Consider the following 13884-nt stretch of genomic DNA (forward strand, 5'->3'; position numbering starts at 1 on the left):
GGCCCCCGAGCAGCCAGGGAGCCTGGATGAACACCGCACAGCACGACCACCGGCGACAGCACGACCACCGCCGCCTGGGCCGCGAGTTGGCCCTCTTCGGCACCGACCCGCTCATCGGCGCGGGACTGCCGTACTGGCTGCCGGACGGTGCGGCCGTCCGGCACGCCCTGGAGGAGTACATCAGGGAGGCCGAACACCGCGCCGGATACCGCCACGTGTATACCCCGGTGCTGGGCAAACGCGAGCTGTACGAGATCTCCGGGCACTGGTCGCACTACGCCGACGACATGTTCCCGCCCATGGAGCTGGGCGACGGCGAACAGGTGGTGCTGCGGCCCAGCCTGTGCCCGCACCACGCCGTCCTCTACCGCTCCCGCGCGCACAGCTACCGTGAGCTGCCGTTGCGGCTCGCCGAACTCGGCGCCATGTACCGCTCCGAGCTGTCCGGCGTGCTGGGCGGGCTCGCCCGCGTACGGGCGATCCAGCTCAACGACGCGCACATCTTCTGCACTCTCGACCAGGTGGCCGACGAGGCGCATGCCGCGCTGGAGATGATCCGCGACGCCTACCGCGCGCTGGGCATCTCCGCCGCCCGCTACCGCCTCTCGCTGCCGGGACCCGGCGGCAAGTACGTGGCGGCACCGGACAGGTGGCGCCGGGCCACCGCTGTGCTGGCCGACGTGCTGGAGCGGGCCGGGCTGCCGTACGAGGCGGTCGAGGGCGAGGCCGCCTTCTACGGGCCGAAGATCGATGTGCAGGTAGCCGACGCGGCGGGCCGTGAGGCGACTCTCTCGACCGTCCAGGTCGACTTCCACCAGCCCGAACGCTTCGACCTGCACTACGTCGGCGCCGACGGCGCCCGGCACCGGCCCGTCATGGTGCACCGCGCCGTCATCGGCAGTGTCGAGCGCGCCGTCGCCCAACTGATCGAGGTGCACGGGGGCGCGTTCCCCGGGTGGCTGGCCCCCGTCCAGGTGCTCGCTCTGCCGGTCACCGACGGGCAGGCCGGCGAGGCGGAGGACTTCGTACGCCGCTGCCGCGACGCGGGGCTGCGGGCCAGGGTCGCGGGACCGGAGGCGGGAAGCCTCTCCGCCAGGATCCGCGCGGACCGGCTCGTTCCCTACCAGGCGGTCATCGGGGAGCGTGAGGCCGCTGCCCACGCCGTCGCCCTGCGCCTGCGCGACGGTCGACGCCTGGCCCCGATGCCGGCCGACGAGGCGCTCGCCCGCCTCTCAGCGCGGGTCGAGGCCCACAGCACCGAGCTGTGGGAACAGCCCTAGGCCGGCCGTGAGCCACGGGAGGGGAACACATGACGACTTGGGGTCCACGGGCGCGACGGGTCGTAGCGCCGCGCGCGGCTCCTCAACTCGGCCAGGGGGCGCACCGACCTGCCCTGAGCATGCTTCCGTGCACTGGGAGGGTGCGGGCGCCCCCCGGTCGGTCCGCTGCGCCCGGGGGTCACCGGGCCGCGTACGCCCGTAGGCGCTCCGCACGCGGGGTGAGGCAGCAGCTGGCGCAGCGGACCGCCTCGGCGCTGGTGTAGTAGAGGCAGCAGGTATGGCGCAGGTAGTGGAGGTGGCGGCTGCCGTCGCGGTGGGTGACCTCGGCGAGGTCGCCGAGCCGGGCGAGCCCGGGGAGGGGGCGGACGAACTCTTGCCACAGCGCGGCCAGTTCCGCGCTGGGCCGGGGAGCCGCCGCGCTCAGCGCCGTCGCGCAACCGTGTGCGACGCCGCCGTACAGCTGCCGCAGCCCCGCCCTGGTGGCGCCGTGCAGGGTGCGGGCGAGGGGCAGCAGGTGGGTGTCCAGCACCGCCTCGTGGAGCGCGGGCAGCGTGGCGGCCCGCTCCCGGGCAGGGGCGGCGAGCAGCCGCGGCTCCCGCAGCCGCACCCCCGCGATGCCGTGGCCGCCGGGGCGCACCAGCACGTTGTGCGGCCGTACGTCCCACACGCCGCCGTCCAGCGCCCAGCCCAGCATCGCCGCCGCCGTCACCCGCCCCGCGTAGACGGCGACGAGGGTGAGGGCCGCGGCGTGCGCGGTGCGATGGCCGCTACCCCGCCACTCGGCGCCGAGCAGCCGCGACAGCTCCCCGCCACCCCACACCTCGGCACCGCCCCCGCGCCCCTCGCCGCCGCCGCGCCCCCGGGCGCCCTCACGCCCGCGCCCCCGGGTGCCGCCGCGCCCCCGGGCACCCCCGTCGGCGTCCGGGGCCAGTAGCCGGTCGGCGGGCAGCCAGGTGTCCGACCGGGCCTCGGGCCCGGTCGGTTCGCCCGGCAGCATGTGGTAGCGCGGGCCGTACGTGGACGCCAGGTCGGTCAGGGCGGACAGCGCGGTCAACTCGTCCACGAGGACGGGCTCGTACGGTGCGCTCATCGGTGTACGTCCTCCAGGTCCGGCGGCAGGTAGACCACGGTCGGCGCCCCGGTACGGGGGTGCACGCGCACTTCGGCACGCACCCCGTACACCCGGGCCAGCAGCTCCTCCGTCAGCACCTCGGCGGGTGGCCCCGACGCCACCGTGCGCCCGGCGTCCAGCACGTGGAGGCGGTCGCAGAAGTAGGCGGCGAGGTTGAGGTCGTGCAGGGCGAGGAGCCCCGTGGCGGGCAGGTCGCGTACCAGGGTCAGCAGCTCCCACTGGTAGCGCACGTCCAGGTGGTTGGTCGGTTCGTCCAGGGCGAGCAGTCCCGGGTCCTGGACCAGCGCGCGGGCCACCAGGATGCGTTGCCGCTCGCCGCCGGACAGCGACTCGAACGGGCGCGTGGCCAGCGGGGCGGCGCCCGCCCGCTCCAGCGCCTCGGCCACCTGGGCGGCGTCCCGCGCGGTGTCGCCCTCCCAGAACCGCTTGTGCGGGGAGCGGCCCATCGCCACGACCTGCCGCGCGGTCAGCCCGAATCCGCCACCACCGTCCTGCGGTACGACCGCCACCTTGCGGGCCCGGGCCTTGGCGCTCAGCGCGGCGCCGTCGTCGCCGTCGAGCAGAATGCGGCCCCGCGTGGGGCGCAGGGTGCCGTAGACGCACCGCAGCAGGGTGGTCTTGCCGCTGCCGTTGGGGCCCACGATCCCGACGGTCTCGCCGGGCCGTGCCTGGAGCGTCACCTCCTTGATGAGGGCGCGGCCCTGTTCCACCTCGTAGGAGACCTCCTCGGCGCGCAGCGCGCAGGCGCGCGTCATGCCCACACTCCCTCGCCGCGCTGGGAGCGGCGCAGCAGCCACAGGAAGAACGGGCCGCCGGTCAGCGCCGTCAGCACGCCGACGGGAATCTCCTGCGGGGCCGCGACCGTGCGGGCGGCCAGGTCGGCCAGCACCAGGAAGGCGGCTCCGCCCAGCGCCGCGACGGGCAGCAGGGCGCGGTGCGCGGCGCCGACGACCATCCGGGCCGCGTGCGGCACCATCAGGCCGACGAAGCCGATGGAGCCGCTGACCGTCACCAGCACCGCGGTGACCAGGGACGCCAGGACGAACGCGGCGGCGCGGAAGCGGCCCACGTCCAGGCCGAGCGTGGTGGCGCCCTCTTCGCCGGCCAGCAGCAGGTCCAGCGGCCTGGCCAGCGCCAGCAGCAGTACCAGCCCCGCCAGCAGCACCAGCGCGGGCAGCGCCAGGGTGTCCCAGCGGGCCTGTCCGAGCCCGCCGAGGGTCCAGAAGAGGAGGGTGCGCAGGTGTTCCTTCTCGGAGGAGGTCACCAGCACCAGGCTCGTCAGCGCGGAGAGCACGTACTGCACCGCGACCCCGGCCAGCACCAGCCGCCCCGTCGTCATCGTGCCGCCGCGCCGCGCCATGGCGTACACGACGAGCAGCGCCGCCATCGCTCCGGCGAACGCGCCCGCGGGCATCGAGACGGCGCCGATCCCGAACACGACGACGAGTGCGGCGCCCGTCGAGGCGCCGGAGGAGATGCCCAGCAGGTAGGGGTCGGCCACCGGGTTGCGCACCAGTGCCTGCAACACCGTGCCGACCAGGGCGAGTCCGGCGCCGACGACGGCGGCCAGCAGCACGCGGGGCAGCCGCACGTCCAGCACGATCGTGGTGAAGGGCGAGGGACCTGAGCGGCCCGTCAACGCGGCCAGCACCTCGCCGACGGGGATGCGCGCCGAGCCGAGGGCCAGTCCGGCGACGGCGCCGGCGAGCAGCACGGCGGTCAGCGCGGCGCATACCAGGGTGCGCCGCAGCGGTGAGGTGCGGGGCACGGGCTCAGGCACCGTTTCGCCGCGGGTGGAGTTGGCGTGCCAGGTCGTCCACCGCTTCGGGGACGCGCGGGCCCAGCACCGCGGAGGAGAGGGGCAGCACCGCGAACCGCCGGTGCTTGATGGCGGGCACGTCGGCCAGCGCCGGATCCTCGAGCAGCCGCTTCTTCTTCTGGGCGAGAGTCGTCCCGCCGTAGTCGTAGAGCACCACGACGTCCGGTGCGCGCTGCACGACCTTCTCCCAGGAGACGTCGGCGAAGGGTTTGTCGACGTCGGCGAAGACGTTGCGGGCACCGGCCCGGCGCAGGATCTCGTTGCCGATGCCGGTGCCGCCCGCGGTGAACGCCGAGCCCTCGCCGCTGTCGTAGACGAAGACCCGCGTCTTCCCGGTGTCCTCGAGCCGCTTCGCGGTGGCGGCCAACTGCTTGTCCTGCGCCGCGATGAGGGCCTCGCCGCGCTCGGGCACTCCGAAGACGCGGGCGACCTGGCGGATCTCCTTGTGGAGGGTGGAGATGTCCGTGTGGTCGGTGCACGCCTCCAGGTTCAGGCGCGTGGGGACGCCGCCGTCTTCGAGCGCGGCCCGGTCGCGGCCCTCCGTCTTGTCGAAGGCGCTGGCGTATCCGCCGTAGACGAAATCGGGGTTGGCGGCCAGCAGCACCTCCTTGGAGGGGTACTTGCCGGCCAGCACCTCCACGCCCTTGTACGCCTTGCGGTAGCGGGGGAGGATCGCGTCGTCCAGGTAGGCGGTGCCGGCCATCCTGTCCTGGAGGCCGAGGGCGAGCATGACCTCGGTGACGTGCTGGTTCATGGTCACGGCCCGCTCGGGCGGCGCCGTGAAGGTCGTCTTCACCCCGCAGTTGGTGACCGTGTACGGGAACCCTGCGGGTGAGTCCTTGCCGGTGGCGCCGCCGGCACGGGTGCCGCTCCCGCACGCGGCCAGCGGTATCAGCAGCAGCGCGGTGAGCAGTCCGCGCGCGGCACGTGCCGCACCGGCCCGTCTGGTCGGAGCACATCCCGCATCCGCCCGCCTGGTCGCGGCACGTGCCACCCGTCTGGTCCGGATCATGAGGCCTCCTCCGCGGTCTCCCCCGGTTCCGTCTCGTCCTCGGGCGGGAACCGCACCGCGGGCCGCCCGCCTACGCCTTCGGCGGTCACCACCGAGCGCACCCCGTAGACCTGGGCGATCAGCTCCCGGGTCAGCACCTCGCCCGGCGGGCCCGCCGCCACCACCCCGCCCCGGCGCAGCGCCACCAGGTGGTCGCGGAGCATCGCCGCCAGGTTCAGATCGTGCAGCGCGACCACACTGGTGACCGGGCTGCGGGCGACGAGGGCCGGCAGCTCCAACTGGTGGCGCACGTCCAGGCCGAGAGCCAGCGGGATCTCCGTCGAGCCCTGGTCGAGCGAGACGGCGCGCTGGGGGCGGTGCTGCAGGGTGACCTCGTGCCCGCAGTTGTGCAGCGTGCGCGGATAGCCCGCTTGCCCGGCCTTGTCCGAGGCGGTTCCCGGCGACAGCGTCGTCCCGCAGCCCGTGACGGCCGGCAGGAGAGCGAGGGCGAGAACCGCGGCCCGCGGGGCCCCACGGCGCGTTCGGCGCATGGCGAGCTGTGTCCTTCTCCGTCGTAAGGCCCAGTCGCGGAGCCCGGCGTGCCACCGCCTCCGAGGTCCCGGAGTGCGGGTGCCAGCAGGTTTTCGGACTCGGGACTGTCGGAGTGTGCGCCTTCCCAGGGACCGTGCCCCAGTGGCCTCGTGCACACCCCAGTCCCACACCGCTGCGCGTCAGCTCCGGATTCGCACCGGATTCCCTGACCCGTTCAAGGGTTTGACTGGCGGCTGCAACGTACCACGCGGTCAGCGGCGCGGAGTGAGGGGGAGCAAGGGGGTGGAAGGGGAAGCAAGGGGGAGAAGTGACGAAAAGGGACCCCGGGGCTTTACCCGGCCCCGGGGTCCTGGGTGCCGTTCGTTCGCACGTCCCAAGCGGTTGATGGGCGGATCGTTCGGCGATGTCCTCGCGTGGAGCCACTCCACCACGGCCGCACGAAGAACGGCCGGCCGGGTTCGAACCGGCGTCTCGAGGTCGTCACCGCCCCGGTTGCCGGACGATGAACGGCGATGCTGAGCGTGGAGCGAGAGGTTGAGACTGACCGGGGCCTGACTGTGGCAGTGCCGCCGGGGGTTCACACATCAGCTTCAGTTTCAGCTTTGCGCTCCTGGCGCACCCCGGGCGGCAAGAGTCTGAATCTTTGCCCGGGGAGTCTGAGGGGTACCGGTGCGCGCTCGGCGCACCTGAGCGGTCAGGAGAAGAGGTAGCCGAAGACGGCGTCTCCGACGCGCTGGTCGGTCACCTCCGTGGCGTTGGCCTCCTCGCGGGCGAACTTCACCGCGGCGGAGAGCTTCTCCAGCCGCTCCAACAGCTCGTTGACGCGCCGCGCGGGAAGGGCACCGGAGTACTTGACCGTCGTCCAGTACCCGACGGGGATGTCCTCGTAGTAGACCTCGACCTGGGCCGGGTGCTTCTCGGTGGCCTCCGCCTTCACGTGGTTGCGCGGCACCTTCTTGGTGCGGACGGTACGGACCTGCTCGGTCTTCCACCAGTCCGTGGACGGGTCCCGCTCCCAGGCCTCCGCGCCGTCCAGCACCGGCAGCCTGCGCAGGAAGGTGCCCAGTTCGCCGAGCTGCTTCTCCAGGAACAGCAGGTAGGAGACCGGCACCTCGGCGAGCACGGTGCGCCCGTCGACGACGATGTCCGCGCGGGCCGTGAGGTTCGACCAGTCCTTCGTCGCCGTCACGTCGAACAGCCGCGTGAGGATCTTCGCCGTTTCCTTCAGCACATCCTCGGACTTGACCTGCACCCGCGTCGACTCCGGTGGAAGCTGCTCGCCCTCTTCGTCCTTGGGCTGGTACGTACGCGAGATACCGGCGAGCATCTGCGGCTTCCCCAGCCCGTGCTGCGCCTGCGCCAGGTCCTGGGCCACCTTGGACTTGACGCCCTTCTCGACTGCGATGATCTGATTCAGCTTCGCCACGTTCGCGAACCTAGCAGCCCAACCTGCCCGCCCACCACGGAATTTGTTCGACAGCCTCGTCACGGCACTGTCCGCGCCGTGTCCCACGTCCGGGTGAAAAAGGATGCTGATCGCTTCGCCCCGGGTAGGCCAAGTCCGCCAGCCAATCGAGCGACTGGGGGACCGGACGTTGTCGCAACCCTTCGAACTGCCCGACTTCTACGTGCCGTACCCGGCCCGCCTCAACCCGCACCTGGAAGCGGCGCGGGCCCACTCCCGCGAGTGGGCGGCGCGGCAGGGGATGCTGGAGGGCTCCGGGGTATGGGACACCGCGGACCTCGACGCGCACGACTACGCGCTGCTGTGCGCCTACACGCACCCGGACGCGAGCGAGGACGACCTCGCGCTGGTCACCGACTGGTACGTATGGGTCTTCTTCTTCGACGACCACTTCCTGGAGATGTTCAAGCGCACCCAGGACCGCGCGGGCGGCAAGGCGTACCTGGACCGGCTCCCGCTGTTCATGCCGCTGGAGGACACCGCGGCGGTGCCCGAGGCCACCAACCCGGTCGAGGCCGGGCTCGCCGACCTGTGGGCGCGCACCGTGCCGTCGATGTCCCGTGACTGGCGCTCCCGGTTCGCCGTGAGCACCGAGAACCTGCTCAACGAGTCGCTGTGGGAGCTGTCCAACATCAACATCGGCCGGGTGCCGAACCCGGTCGAGTACATCGAGATGCGCCGCAAGGTCGGCGGCGCCCCCTGGTCGGCGGGGCTCGTGGAGTTCGCCGCGCACGCCGAGGTGCCCGCCGCCGTCGCAGGATCCCGCCCGCTGTGCGTGCTGCGCGACACCTTCTCCGACGCCGTCCACCTGCGCAACGACCTGTTCTCCTACGAGCGCGAGATCGGGGACGAGGGCGAGCTGTCCAACGGCGTCCTCGTGCTGGAGACGTTCTTGGACTGCACCACCCAGGAGTCGGCCGAGGCGGTCAACGACCTGCTGACCTCCCGTCTCCAGCAGTTCGAGCACACCGCACTGACCGAACTGCCCGCGCTCTGCGCCGACAAGGGCCTCGACCCGGGGGAGCAGGCCGCCGTCGCCGCGTACGTCAAGGGCCTCCAGGACTGGCAGTCAGGCGGCCACGAGTGGCACATGCGCTCCAGCCGCTACATGAACGGCGGTGCGGCCGCCGCCGGGGACACCGGCCCGGCGGCCGCCCGCCTGCCGTTCGTCCCCGAGGGCCTGGGCACCTCCGCGACGGACATCCTCGCCAGTATCGCGCGCACCGCCCCGCGGCGCGTCCGCTCCTTCACCCACGTACCGCACGAGCGCACGGGCCCCTCGGTGCTGCCCGCCTTCGAGATGCCCTTCACACCCCAGCTCAGCCCCCACCTGGACGGCGCGCGCGAACGGGTCGTCACCTGGGCCCGGGCGATGGGGCTGCTGGACCCGCAGCCGGACGTGCCGGGCGGCCGGGTGTGGGACGAGGAGCTGATCCGCGACAACGACCTGCCGCTGTGCGCCGCCGGCATCCACCCCGACGCCACCCGGGACCAACTCGACCTCTCCTCCGCCTGGCTGGCCTGGGGCACGTGGGGAGACGACTACTATCCGGTCCGCTTCGGCCGCACCCGCGACCTGGCGGGCGCCAAGGTGTGCACCGAGCGCCTGTCGCTGTTCATGCCCGTCGAAGACGAGCCTGTTCCGCCGCCCGCCGGTCCGCTGGAGCGTTCGCTGGCCGACCTGTGGGCGCGCACGGCGGGCCCGATGTCCGTGGCCAAGCGCCGCCGCTTCCGCGCGGCCATCGAGACCATGGCGGCGAGCTGGCTGTGGGAGCTGGACAACCAGGCGGCCAACCGCATCCCCGACCCCGTCGACTACGTCGAGATGCGGCGCAGGACCTTCGGCTCCGACCTGACGATGAGCCTGTGCCGGCTGGCCCACCCCGACAGCATCCCGGAGGAGATCTACCGCAGCGGCCCCATGAAGTCGCTGGAGAACGCGGCGGCCGACTACGCCTGCCTGCTCAACGACGTCTTCTCGTACCAGAAGGAGATCGAGTACGAGGGGGAGATCCACAACGGGCTGCTCGTCGTCCGTGACTTCTTCGACTGCGACTACCCGACGGCGCTGCGTATCGTCGACGACCTGATGACCTCCCGCATCAGGCAGTTCCAGCACGTGGCCGCCCACGAGTTCCCCGTGCTCTACGACGACTTCGCCCTGGAGGAGGACGGCCGGGCCGCGCTGGACGGGTACGTGCGCGAGCTGGAGAACTGGATGTCGGGCATCCTCGTGTGGCACCGGGACTGCCGCCGCTACACCGAGAGCGACCTGCGGCGGCACTACGCGCCGGGCTGGCCGTTCGACGGCCCCGCGGGGCTGGGCACGTCGGCGGCCAGGCCCGCGCTCCCTGCTTCTTTCGGGGGGCTTGTCCCGGCAAGGGGGTGAGTCTGTTCGTCGTGTGCGGTCCGCGGGTGGGTTGTGGCTTGTCGCGCCGTTCCCCGCGCCCCTTCGGGGCGCCCCCGCGGGCGCCGGGCGGTGGGGGAGGTGCGGCCCGAGCGGGAGACCGCCACTCCCGCCAGGCACAGCAGGCCGCCCGCCAGGGTGATCGGGGCGGGCACCTCGTCCAGGGCGAGCCACGACATCAGCACGACGAGGACGGGCACGACGTAGGTCGTGGAGCCCATGCGGCCCGCGGTGGTGCGGGAGAGTGCGAAGGCCCAGGTGCTGAAGGCCAGCGCGGTCGGGAAGACGCCCAGGTAGGCGACGTTGAGCGACGCGGACAGCGGCGCGTCGCCGGCCTGCGTGAGGAGTTGGCCGCTGAAGGGCAGGCAGGCGGCGAACCCGATGAGGCAGCCGAACGCGGTGACCTGGAGCGGTGAGGCGTGCCGCAGGGCCGGCTTCTGGCTGACGACACCGATGGCGTAGGCGATGGCGGCCAGCAGGCACAGCACCACTCCCAGCGGGGAGGAGTCGCCGCCCTGCGACACGGACAGGCCCACGGTCACGGCGCCCGCGAACGAGACCGCGATGCCGGCCATCAGCCGGGGCGGGAACCCCTCCTTGAGGAACCGGCCGGCCAACAGCGCCATCAGGATGGGGCCGACGTTGACGACCATCGCGGCCGTCCCCGCGTCGACCAGGCGTTCGCCCCAGTTGAGGGCGACCATGTAGCCGCCGAACCACAGCACGCCCGAGGTGGCGATGCCGGGCCACGCGGCCCGCGGCGGGAGCCCCTCGCGCCGCAGCAGCAGCGCCGCGCACAGCACGAGCGCTCCGGCGCCGAGCCGGCCGAGGGCCATGGCGCCGGGGGAGTAGTGCTCGCCCGCGCTCCGTATGGAGACGAACGCGGAGGCCCACAGCACGACCGTGACCGCTGCCGCCGCCAGCGCCGCGGCCTCGGTTCTCGTCTTCCCTGCCACCGTCTCCGCCGCCATCCCAGGCTCCCTCCGTGGCTCACGGGCCCTGCCCGCTCGTCCGCGTCAGGACCGTTCCGTGTCAGGACCGTAAGTCAAGGATGGTAGTGACGCCAGCGGTTTTGCGACGGCGTCCTGCGGGCCCGCCCCGGGGGGCTTTCCCGGGGCGGGGGAGCGGTGTTCAGGGCAGCAGGGAGCGGACCAGGCGACAGGTGACGGGCGACGGCGGGTGCACGCCGATGCGCTGCGCCGTCGCGTGGATGGTGTGGTCGCACGCCTGTTCGGCGGTGTAGACGCCGGTGTCGAGCAGGGCTATGGCGATGCGCATGGCCTTCAGGTGGCGGTTGTGCGCCACGTACCACGCGCGCGGCCGCCCTGCAGGCAGCGGCTTCTTCGGCAGGGTCGGCAGCGTGGACATGGCCGGCAGCTGCGGCTGCTGGTGCCGCGGGCGGCCGGTGGGACGGGTGTGGGAACGGGAGGTACGGGTACGGACAGCAGTCATCGACGGCTCCTTCGATGCGTCGGTGCGCTCCCTGGCAACTCCTTGAATTCTACCCGCCCCCACTGACAAAACCCGCTGGTCACCCCGGAGTTCGGGACGCCTGTTCGATTAGGCTGCGGTCTCTTCCTCCACCGCTCCCGGCGGCGGCGCCGGCAGCCGGAAGTCGCGCAGGATCTGCTCCGTCGCGCGCTGCGCCGAACCGACCGCTCCACGCGGCGTACTGGTGTCCCGGTGCTCTCCGCACACGTAGAGCCCCGACAGCACCCGCACGGGACGCCGGGGATCGTGCGGGGCCGGCATCGCCACGACCGCCTCCGGGTCGTGGTACGCCGCCAGCAGCTCCCACCGGTCCGTGGACGTGCCGTAGACGCCCGCCAGTTGCGCGCGTGCCGCCTTGTCCAGCGCCGCGGAGGGGGCGGCCGACCGCTCGCCCAGCACCACCGACGTGACGAGCGTGCGCCCGCGACCGGCGCGCGAGGGGTCCACGGCCGACGCCACCCAGGTGTGGCTCACGGGATCGGTCTCGGCCCCGGCTTCCCCCGCGCCGGACCGCGCACCACCCCGCCGCTGCGCGCACACCGTGAAGGAGGCGCCCGCCGCGCCGGTCGGCAGCCGTTCCTCCGCGGCGTGGTGCAACACCGTCACCGGGTGGAAATCAGGCACCCTGAGCCCCGGCAGCAACCCGGCGGCCGACCGGGCGCCGGTGGCCACCAGCGCCGCCTCGCACGGATACGTGCCGTGCCGCTCGGTCCCGACGGCGTGCGTGCTCACCGAGGTCACCCGGACATCTGTGCGTACCGTGCCCGGTGGCAGCGCCGCGGCCAGCAGTGCGCAGACCTGGGCCTGACCGCCCGCGGGGACGCCCAGGCCGCCGCGGACGAAGCCGTGCAGCGTCAGGTCGGCGACCCGGCTGGAGGTCGTCAGCTCCGGGTCGGACAGCAGCGCCGTCAGCAGCGGGCGCATCAGCGTCCGCGCCGCCCGGGACGGCAGCCCGCGTGCGGACAGCGCCTGGCCTGCCGTCAGTTCGGGGCGCAGCAGCAGCCCCTGCGCGGGGGCCGAAGCGAAGCGGCCCAGCGCCCCGCGCAGCCGGGCCAGTTCGAACGCGTCGGACATGTCGGCGCGGCTGCGCGCGCCGCCGAGTGCGCGGGCGGTCGACAGCGCGCCTCGCGCGCTCTGTGCGCCCCTCGTGCGCCGGTCGAGGCGCGCGGTACGGGTCGCCCCGTCCTGCCCCTCGCCCCCTCGCGGGCCCTGCGGACGATACGGACCCTCGCCCCCCGGCACGCGCCCCGCGCCGCGCGGCCAGGGCCGTGCCGCGACCCGGTGCGTACGGTCCTGGCAGTGCAGCAGCGCGCCCCGTGCGAACGGGCGCAGGTCGAGCGCGTCCAGCGCGGGCAGCCCCGCGAACGCCGCACCGTCCTGGGCCAGGTCCAGCACCCCGGGCGTGCGGTCGAGGCGGTAGCCGTCCACCACGTCGGTCGCGAGCCGCCCCCCGGCCCGGGGCGCCGCCTCCAGTACGACGACGCGCAGGCCCGCGCGGGTCAGCCGGTAGGCGGCCGCCAGCCCGGCCAGGCCGGCACCCACGACGACCACGTCCGCGGTCTGCTCCCGGCCGGCTTCGTCCGCCCGAGGCCCACCACCCGTGCCTGCGCGGTTCGTCTGTGCGCTGCTGATCGGCACTGTCCCTCCCGACGTCGACGGCGTGCGGGTCCGGTTGCTCATTGCCTGATGCCCCGGTGCGCGTGGCTCATACCCGTGTTCGAGGGTTGGTGTGGGAACAGCGTGCGCGGTACGTCGCGCGGGGGGCGCCCGGATGCATGGCCGCGGGCGCCCGGGGCCGTGCAGATCAGAGCGCTGCCCTGATGGCCGCGGTGACGTCGGGGAAGGCGAACCGGAACCCGGCGTCGAGCAGCCTGCGGGGCAGCACCCGCTGGCTGCCGAGCACGTCCCCGGCGAACTCGCCGAGCGCGAGCCGCAGGACGGGCGCGGGCACCGCGAAAGGGGTGGGACGGTGCAGTACGCGCCCCATGGCGGCGGTGACCTCCCGGTTGGTGGCCGGGTGGGGGGCCGTCAGGTTGACGGGACCGGACAGGTCGGCGTGGTTGAGCAGGAAGCGGAGGGCCGCCACGTGGTCGTGCAGGGCGATGTGGCTCCAGTACTGGCGGCCGGTGCCGAGGCGCCCGCCGAGCCCGGCGCGGAAGAGCGGGAAGAGCCGTCCCCACGCGCCGCCGCCGCGGGCGACGACCAGACCGGTGCGTGCCGACACCGTGCGGATGCCCGCGTCCGTTGCCGGCCTGGCCGCGGCCTCCCAGTCCTGGCACAGGTCGGAGAGGAAACCGTCGCCGGGCCCTGCCGACTCGTCGACGGCGCGGTTCCCGGTGTCGCCGTAGTACCCGATCGCCGTGGAGAGCAGCAGGGTGTGCGGCGGGTTCTCCAGCGTGGCGAGGGCGGTGGCCAGCGTGCGGGTGCCCCGCACCCGGCTGTCGCGGAGTTCGCGCTTGTACGCCTCCGTCCAGCGGTGGTCGCCGACGCCGGCGCCCGCGAGGTGGACGACGGCTTCGCAGCCGACGAGCCCCGCGGTCTCGACGTGGCCCTCCCGCGGATGCCAGGTGACCTCGTCGGCGGCGGAGGCGGGGCGCCGCACGAGCCGGAGGACGTCGTGTCCCTCGGCGCGCAGCGACCGGGTGAGCGCAGTGCCGATGAGTCCGGTGGAACCGGTGACCGCGATTCGCATGGACCCATCCTGGCGCATGCGCCCGCGCGGGCCCGGGCGCCGGGCCCCTCGCGGC

12 protein-coding genes and 1 riboswitch are annotated in these 13884 nt (G+C 73.6%); of the genes, 2 read left to right on the forward strand and 10 right to left on the reverse strand.

The features are described 5' to 3' along the window. The first annotated feature begins 26 nt into the window (after positions 1–26). Positions 27–1280: a threonine--tRNA ligase gene (gene thrS / locus DTL70_RS07465; RefSeq protein ID WP_114021052.1), complete on the forward strand. Its 1254-nt coding sequence runs from the start codon at positions 27–29 to the stop codon at positions 1278–1280. A 178-nt stretch (positions 1281–1458) separates the two neighbouring features. Here the strand turns inward: thrS and DTL70_RS07470 are convergent, their stop codons facing one another. From DTL70_RS07470 to DTL70_RS07495, 6 genes are all read right to left on the reverse strand, one after another. Beyond that, entirely contained in the window at positions 1459–2370 is a 912-nt protein-coding gene (locus DTL70_RS07470) for a (2Fe-2S)-binding protein (protein ID WP_245979084.1), read from the reverse strand. Further along, positions 2367–3167 (reverse strand): ABC transporter ATP-binding protein, encoded by an 801-nt coding sequence (locus tag DTL70_RS07475; RefSeq protein WP_114021053.1) that lies wholly within the window; start codon positions 3165–3167, stop codon positions 2367–2369. Before DTL70_RS07475 ends, DTL70_RS07470 begins: the two co-directional genes overlap by 4 nt. After that, positions 3164–4180, reverse strand: coding sequence for a FecCD family ABC transporter permease (locus tag DTL70_RS07480; RefSeq protein ID WP_245979086.1), 1017 nt, complete (start codon positions 4178–4180; stop codon positions 3164–3166). Before DTL70_RS07480 ends, DTL70_RS07475 begins: the two co-directional genes overlap by 4 nt. A 4-nt stretch (positions 4181–4184) precedes the next feature. After that, on the reverse strand, positions 4185–5243 hold the full coding sequence (locus DTL70_RS07485; RefSeq protein ID WP_114021055.1) for an ABC transporter substrate-binding protein: 1059 nt from the start codon (positions 5241–5243) through the stop codon (positions 4185–4187). After that, the gene (locus DTL70_RS35090) at positions 5240–5773 is read right to left on the reverse strand and encodes an ATP-binding cassette domain-containing protein (RefSeq protein WP_181860825.1); all 534 of its coding nucleotides are present in this window, start codon (positions 5771–5773) and stop codon (positions 5240–5242) included. The genes DTL70_RS07485 and DTL70_RS35090 overlap by 4 nt, the downstream gene beginning before the upstream one ends. Positions 5774–5840: 67 nt before the next feature. Then, positions 5841–6020, reverse strand: a riboswitch (cobalamin riboswitch). A gap of 448 nt (positions 6021–6468) precedes the next feature. Next, positions 6469–7200 carry a DUF7873 family protein gene (locus DTL70_RS07495; protein ID WP_114021056.1) on the reverse strand — a complete coding sequence of 244 codons (732 nt, stop codon included), beginning with the start codon at positions 7198–7200 and terminating at the stop codon, positions 6469–6471. A gap of 169 nt (positions 7201–7369) precedes the next feature. On the opposite strand from DTL70_RS07495, the gene DTL70_RS07500 reads away from it, so the two are divergent. After that, on the forward strand, positions 7370–9628 hold the full coding sequence (locus tag DTL70_RS07500) for a terpene synthase family protein (RefSeq protein WP_114021057.1): 2259 nt from the start codon (positions 7370–7372) through the stop codon (positions 9626–9628). On the opposite strand, the gene DTL70_RS07505 is transcribed toward DTL70_RS07500, so the two are convergent. The 4 genes from DTL70_RS07505 to DTL70_RS07520 all read right to left on the reverse strand — a co-directional run bounded on the left by DTL70_RS07505 (position 9523) and on the right by DTL70_RS07520 (position 13829). Next, the gene (locus DTL70_RS07505) at positions 9523–10617 is read right to left on the reverse strand and encodes a DMT family transporter (RefSeq protein ID WP_114021058.1); all 1095 of its coding nucleotides are present in this window, start codon (positions 10615–10617) and stop codon (positions 9523–9525) included. The genes DTL70_RS07500 and DTL70_RS07505 overlap by 106 nt on opposite strands. Positions 10618–10777: 160 nt before the next feature. After that, positions 10778–11014 (reverse strand): hypothetical protein, encoded by a 237-nt coding sequence (locus tag DTL70_RS07510; protein WP_114021115.1) that lies wholly within the window; start codon positions 11012–11014, stop codon positions 10778–10780. A 192-nt stretch (positions 11015–11206) separates the two neighbouring features. Then, on the reverse strand, positions 11207–12775 hold the full coding sequence (locus DTL70_RS07515; protein WP_425470328.1) for an FAD-dependent oxidoreductase: 1569 nt from the start codon (positions 12773–12775) through the stop codon (positions 11207–11209). A 166-nt stretch (positions 12776–12941) separates the two neighbouring features. After that, positions 12942–13829, reverse strand: a complete 888-nt coding sequence (locus DTL70_RS07520) for a TIGR01777 family oxidoreductase (RefSeq protein ID WP_114021060.1) — start codon at positions 13827–13829, stop codon at positions 12942–12944. Between the last annotated feature and the right edge of the window lie 55 nt (positions 13830–13884).

The sequence above is a fragment of the Streptomyces diacarni genome (genome assembly GCF_003323715.1).
Taxonomy (GTDB): domain Bacteria; phylum Actinomycetota; class Actinomycetes; order Streptomycetales; family Streptomycetaceae; genus Streptomyces; species Streptomyces diacarni.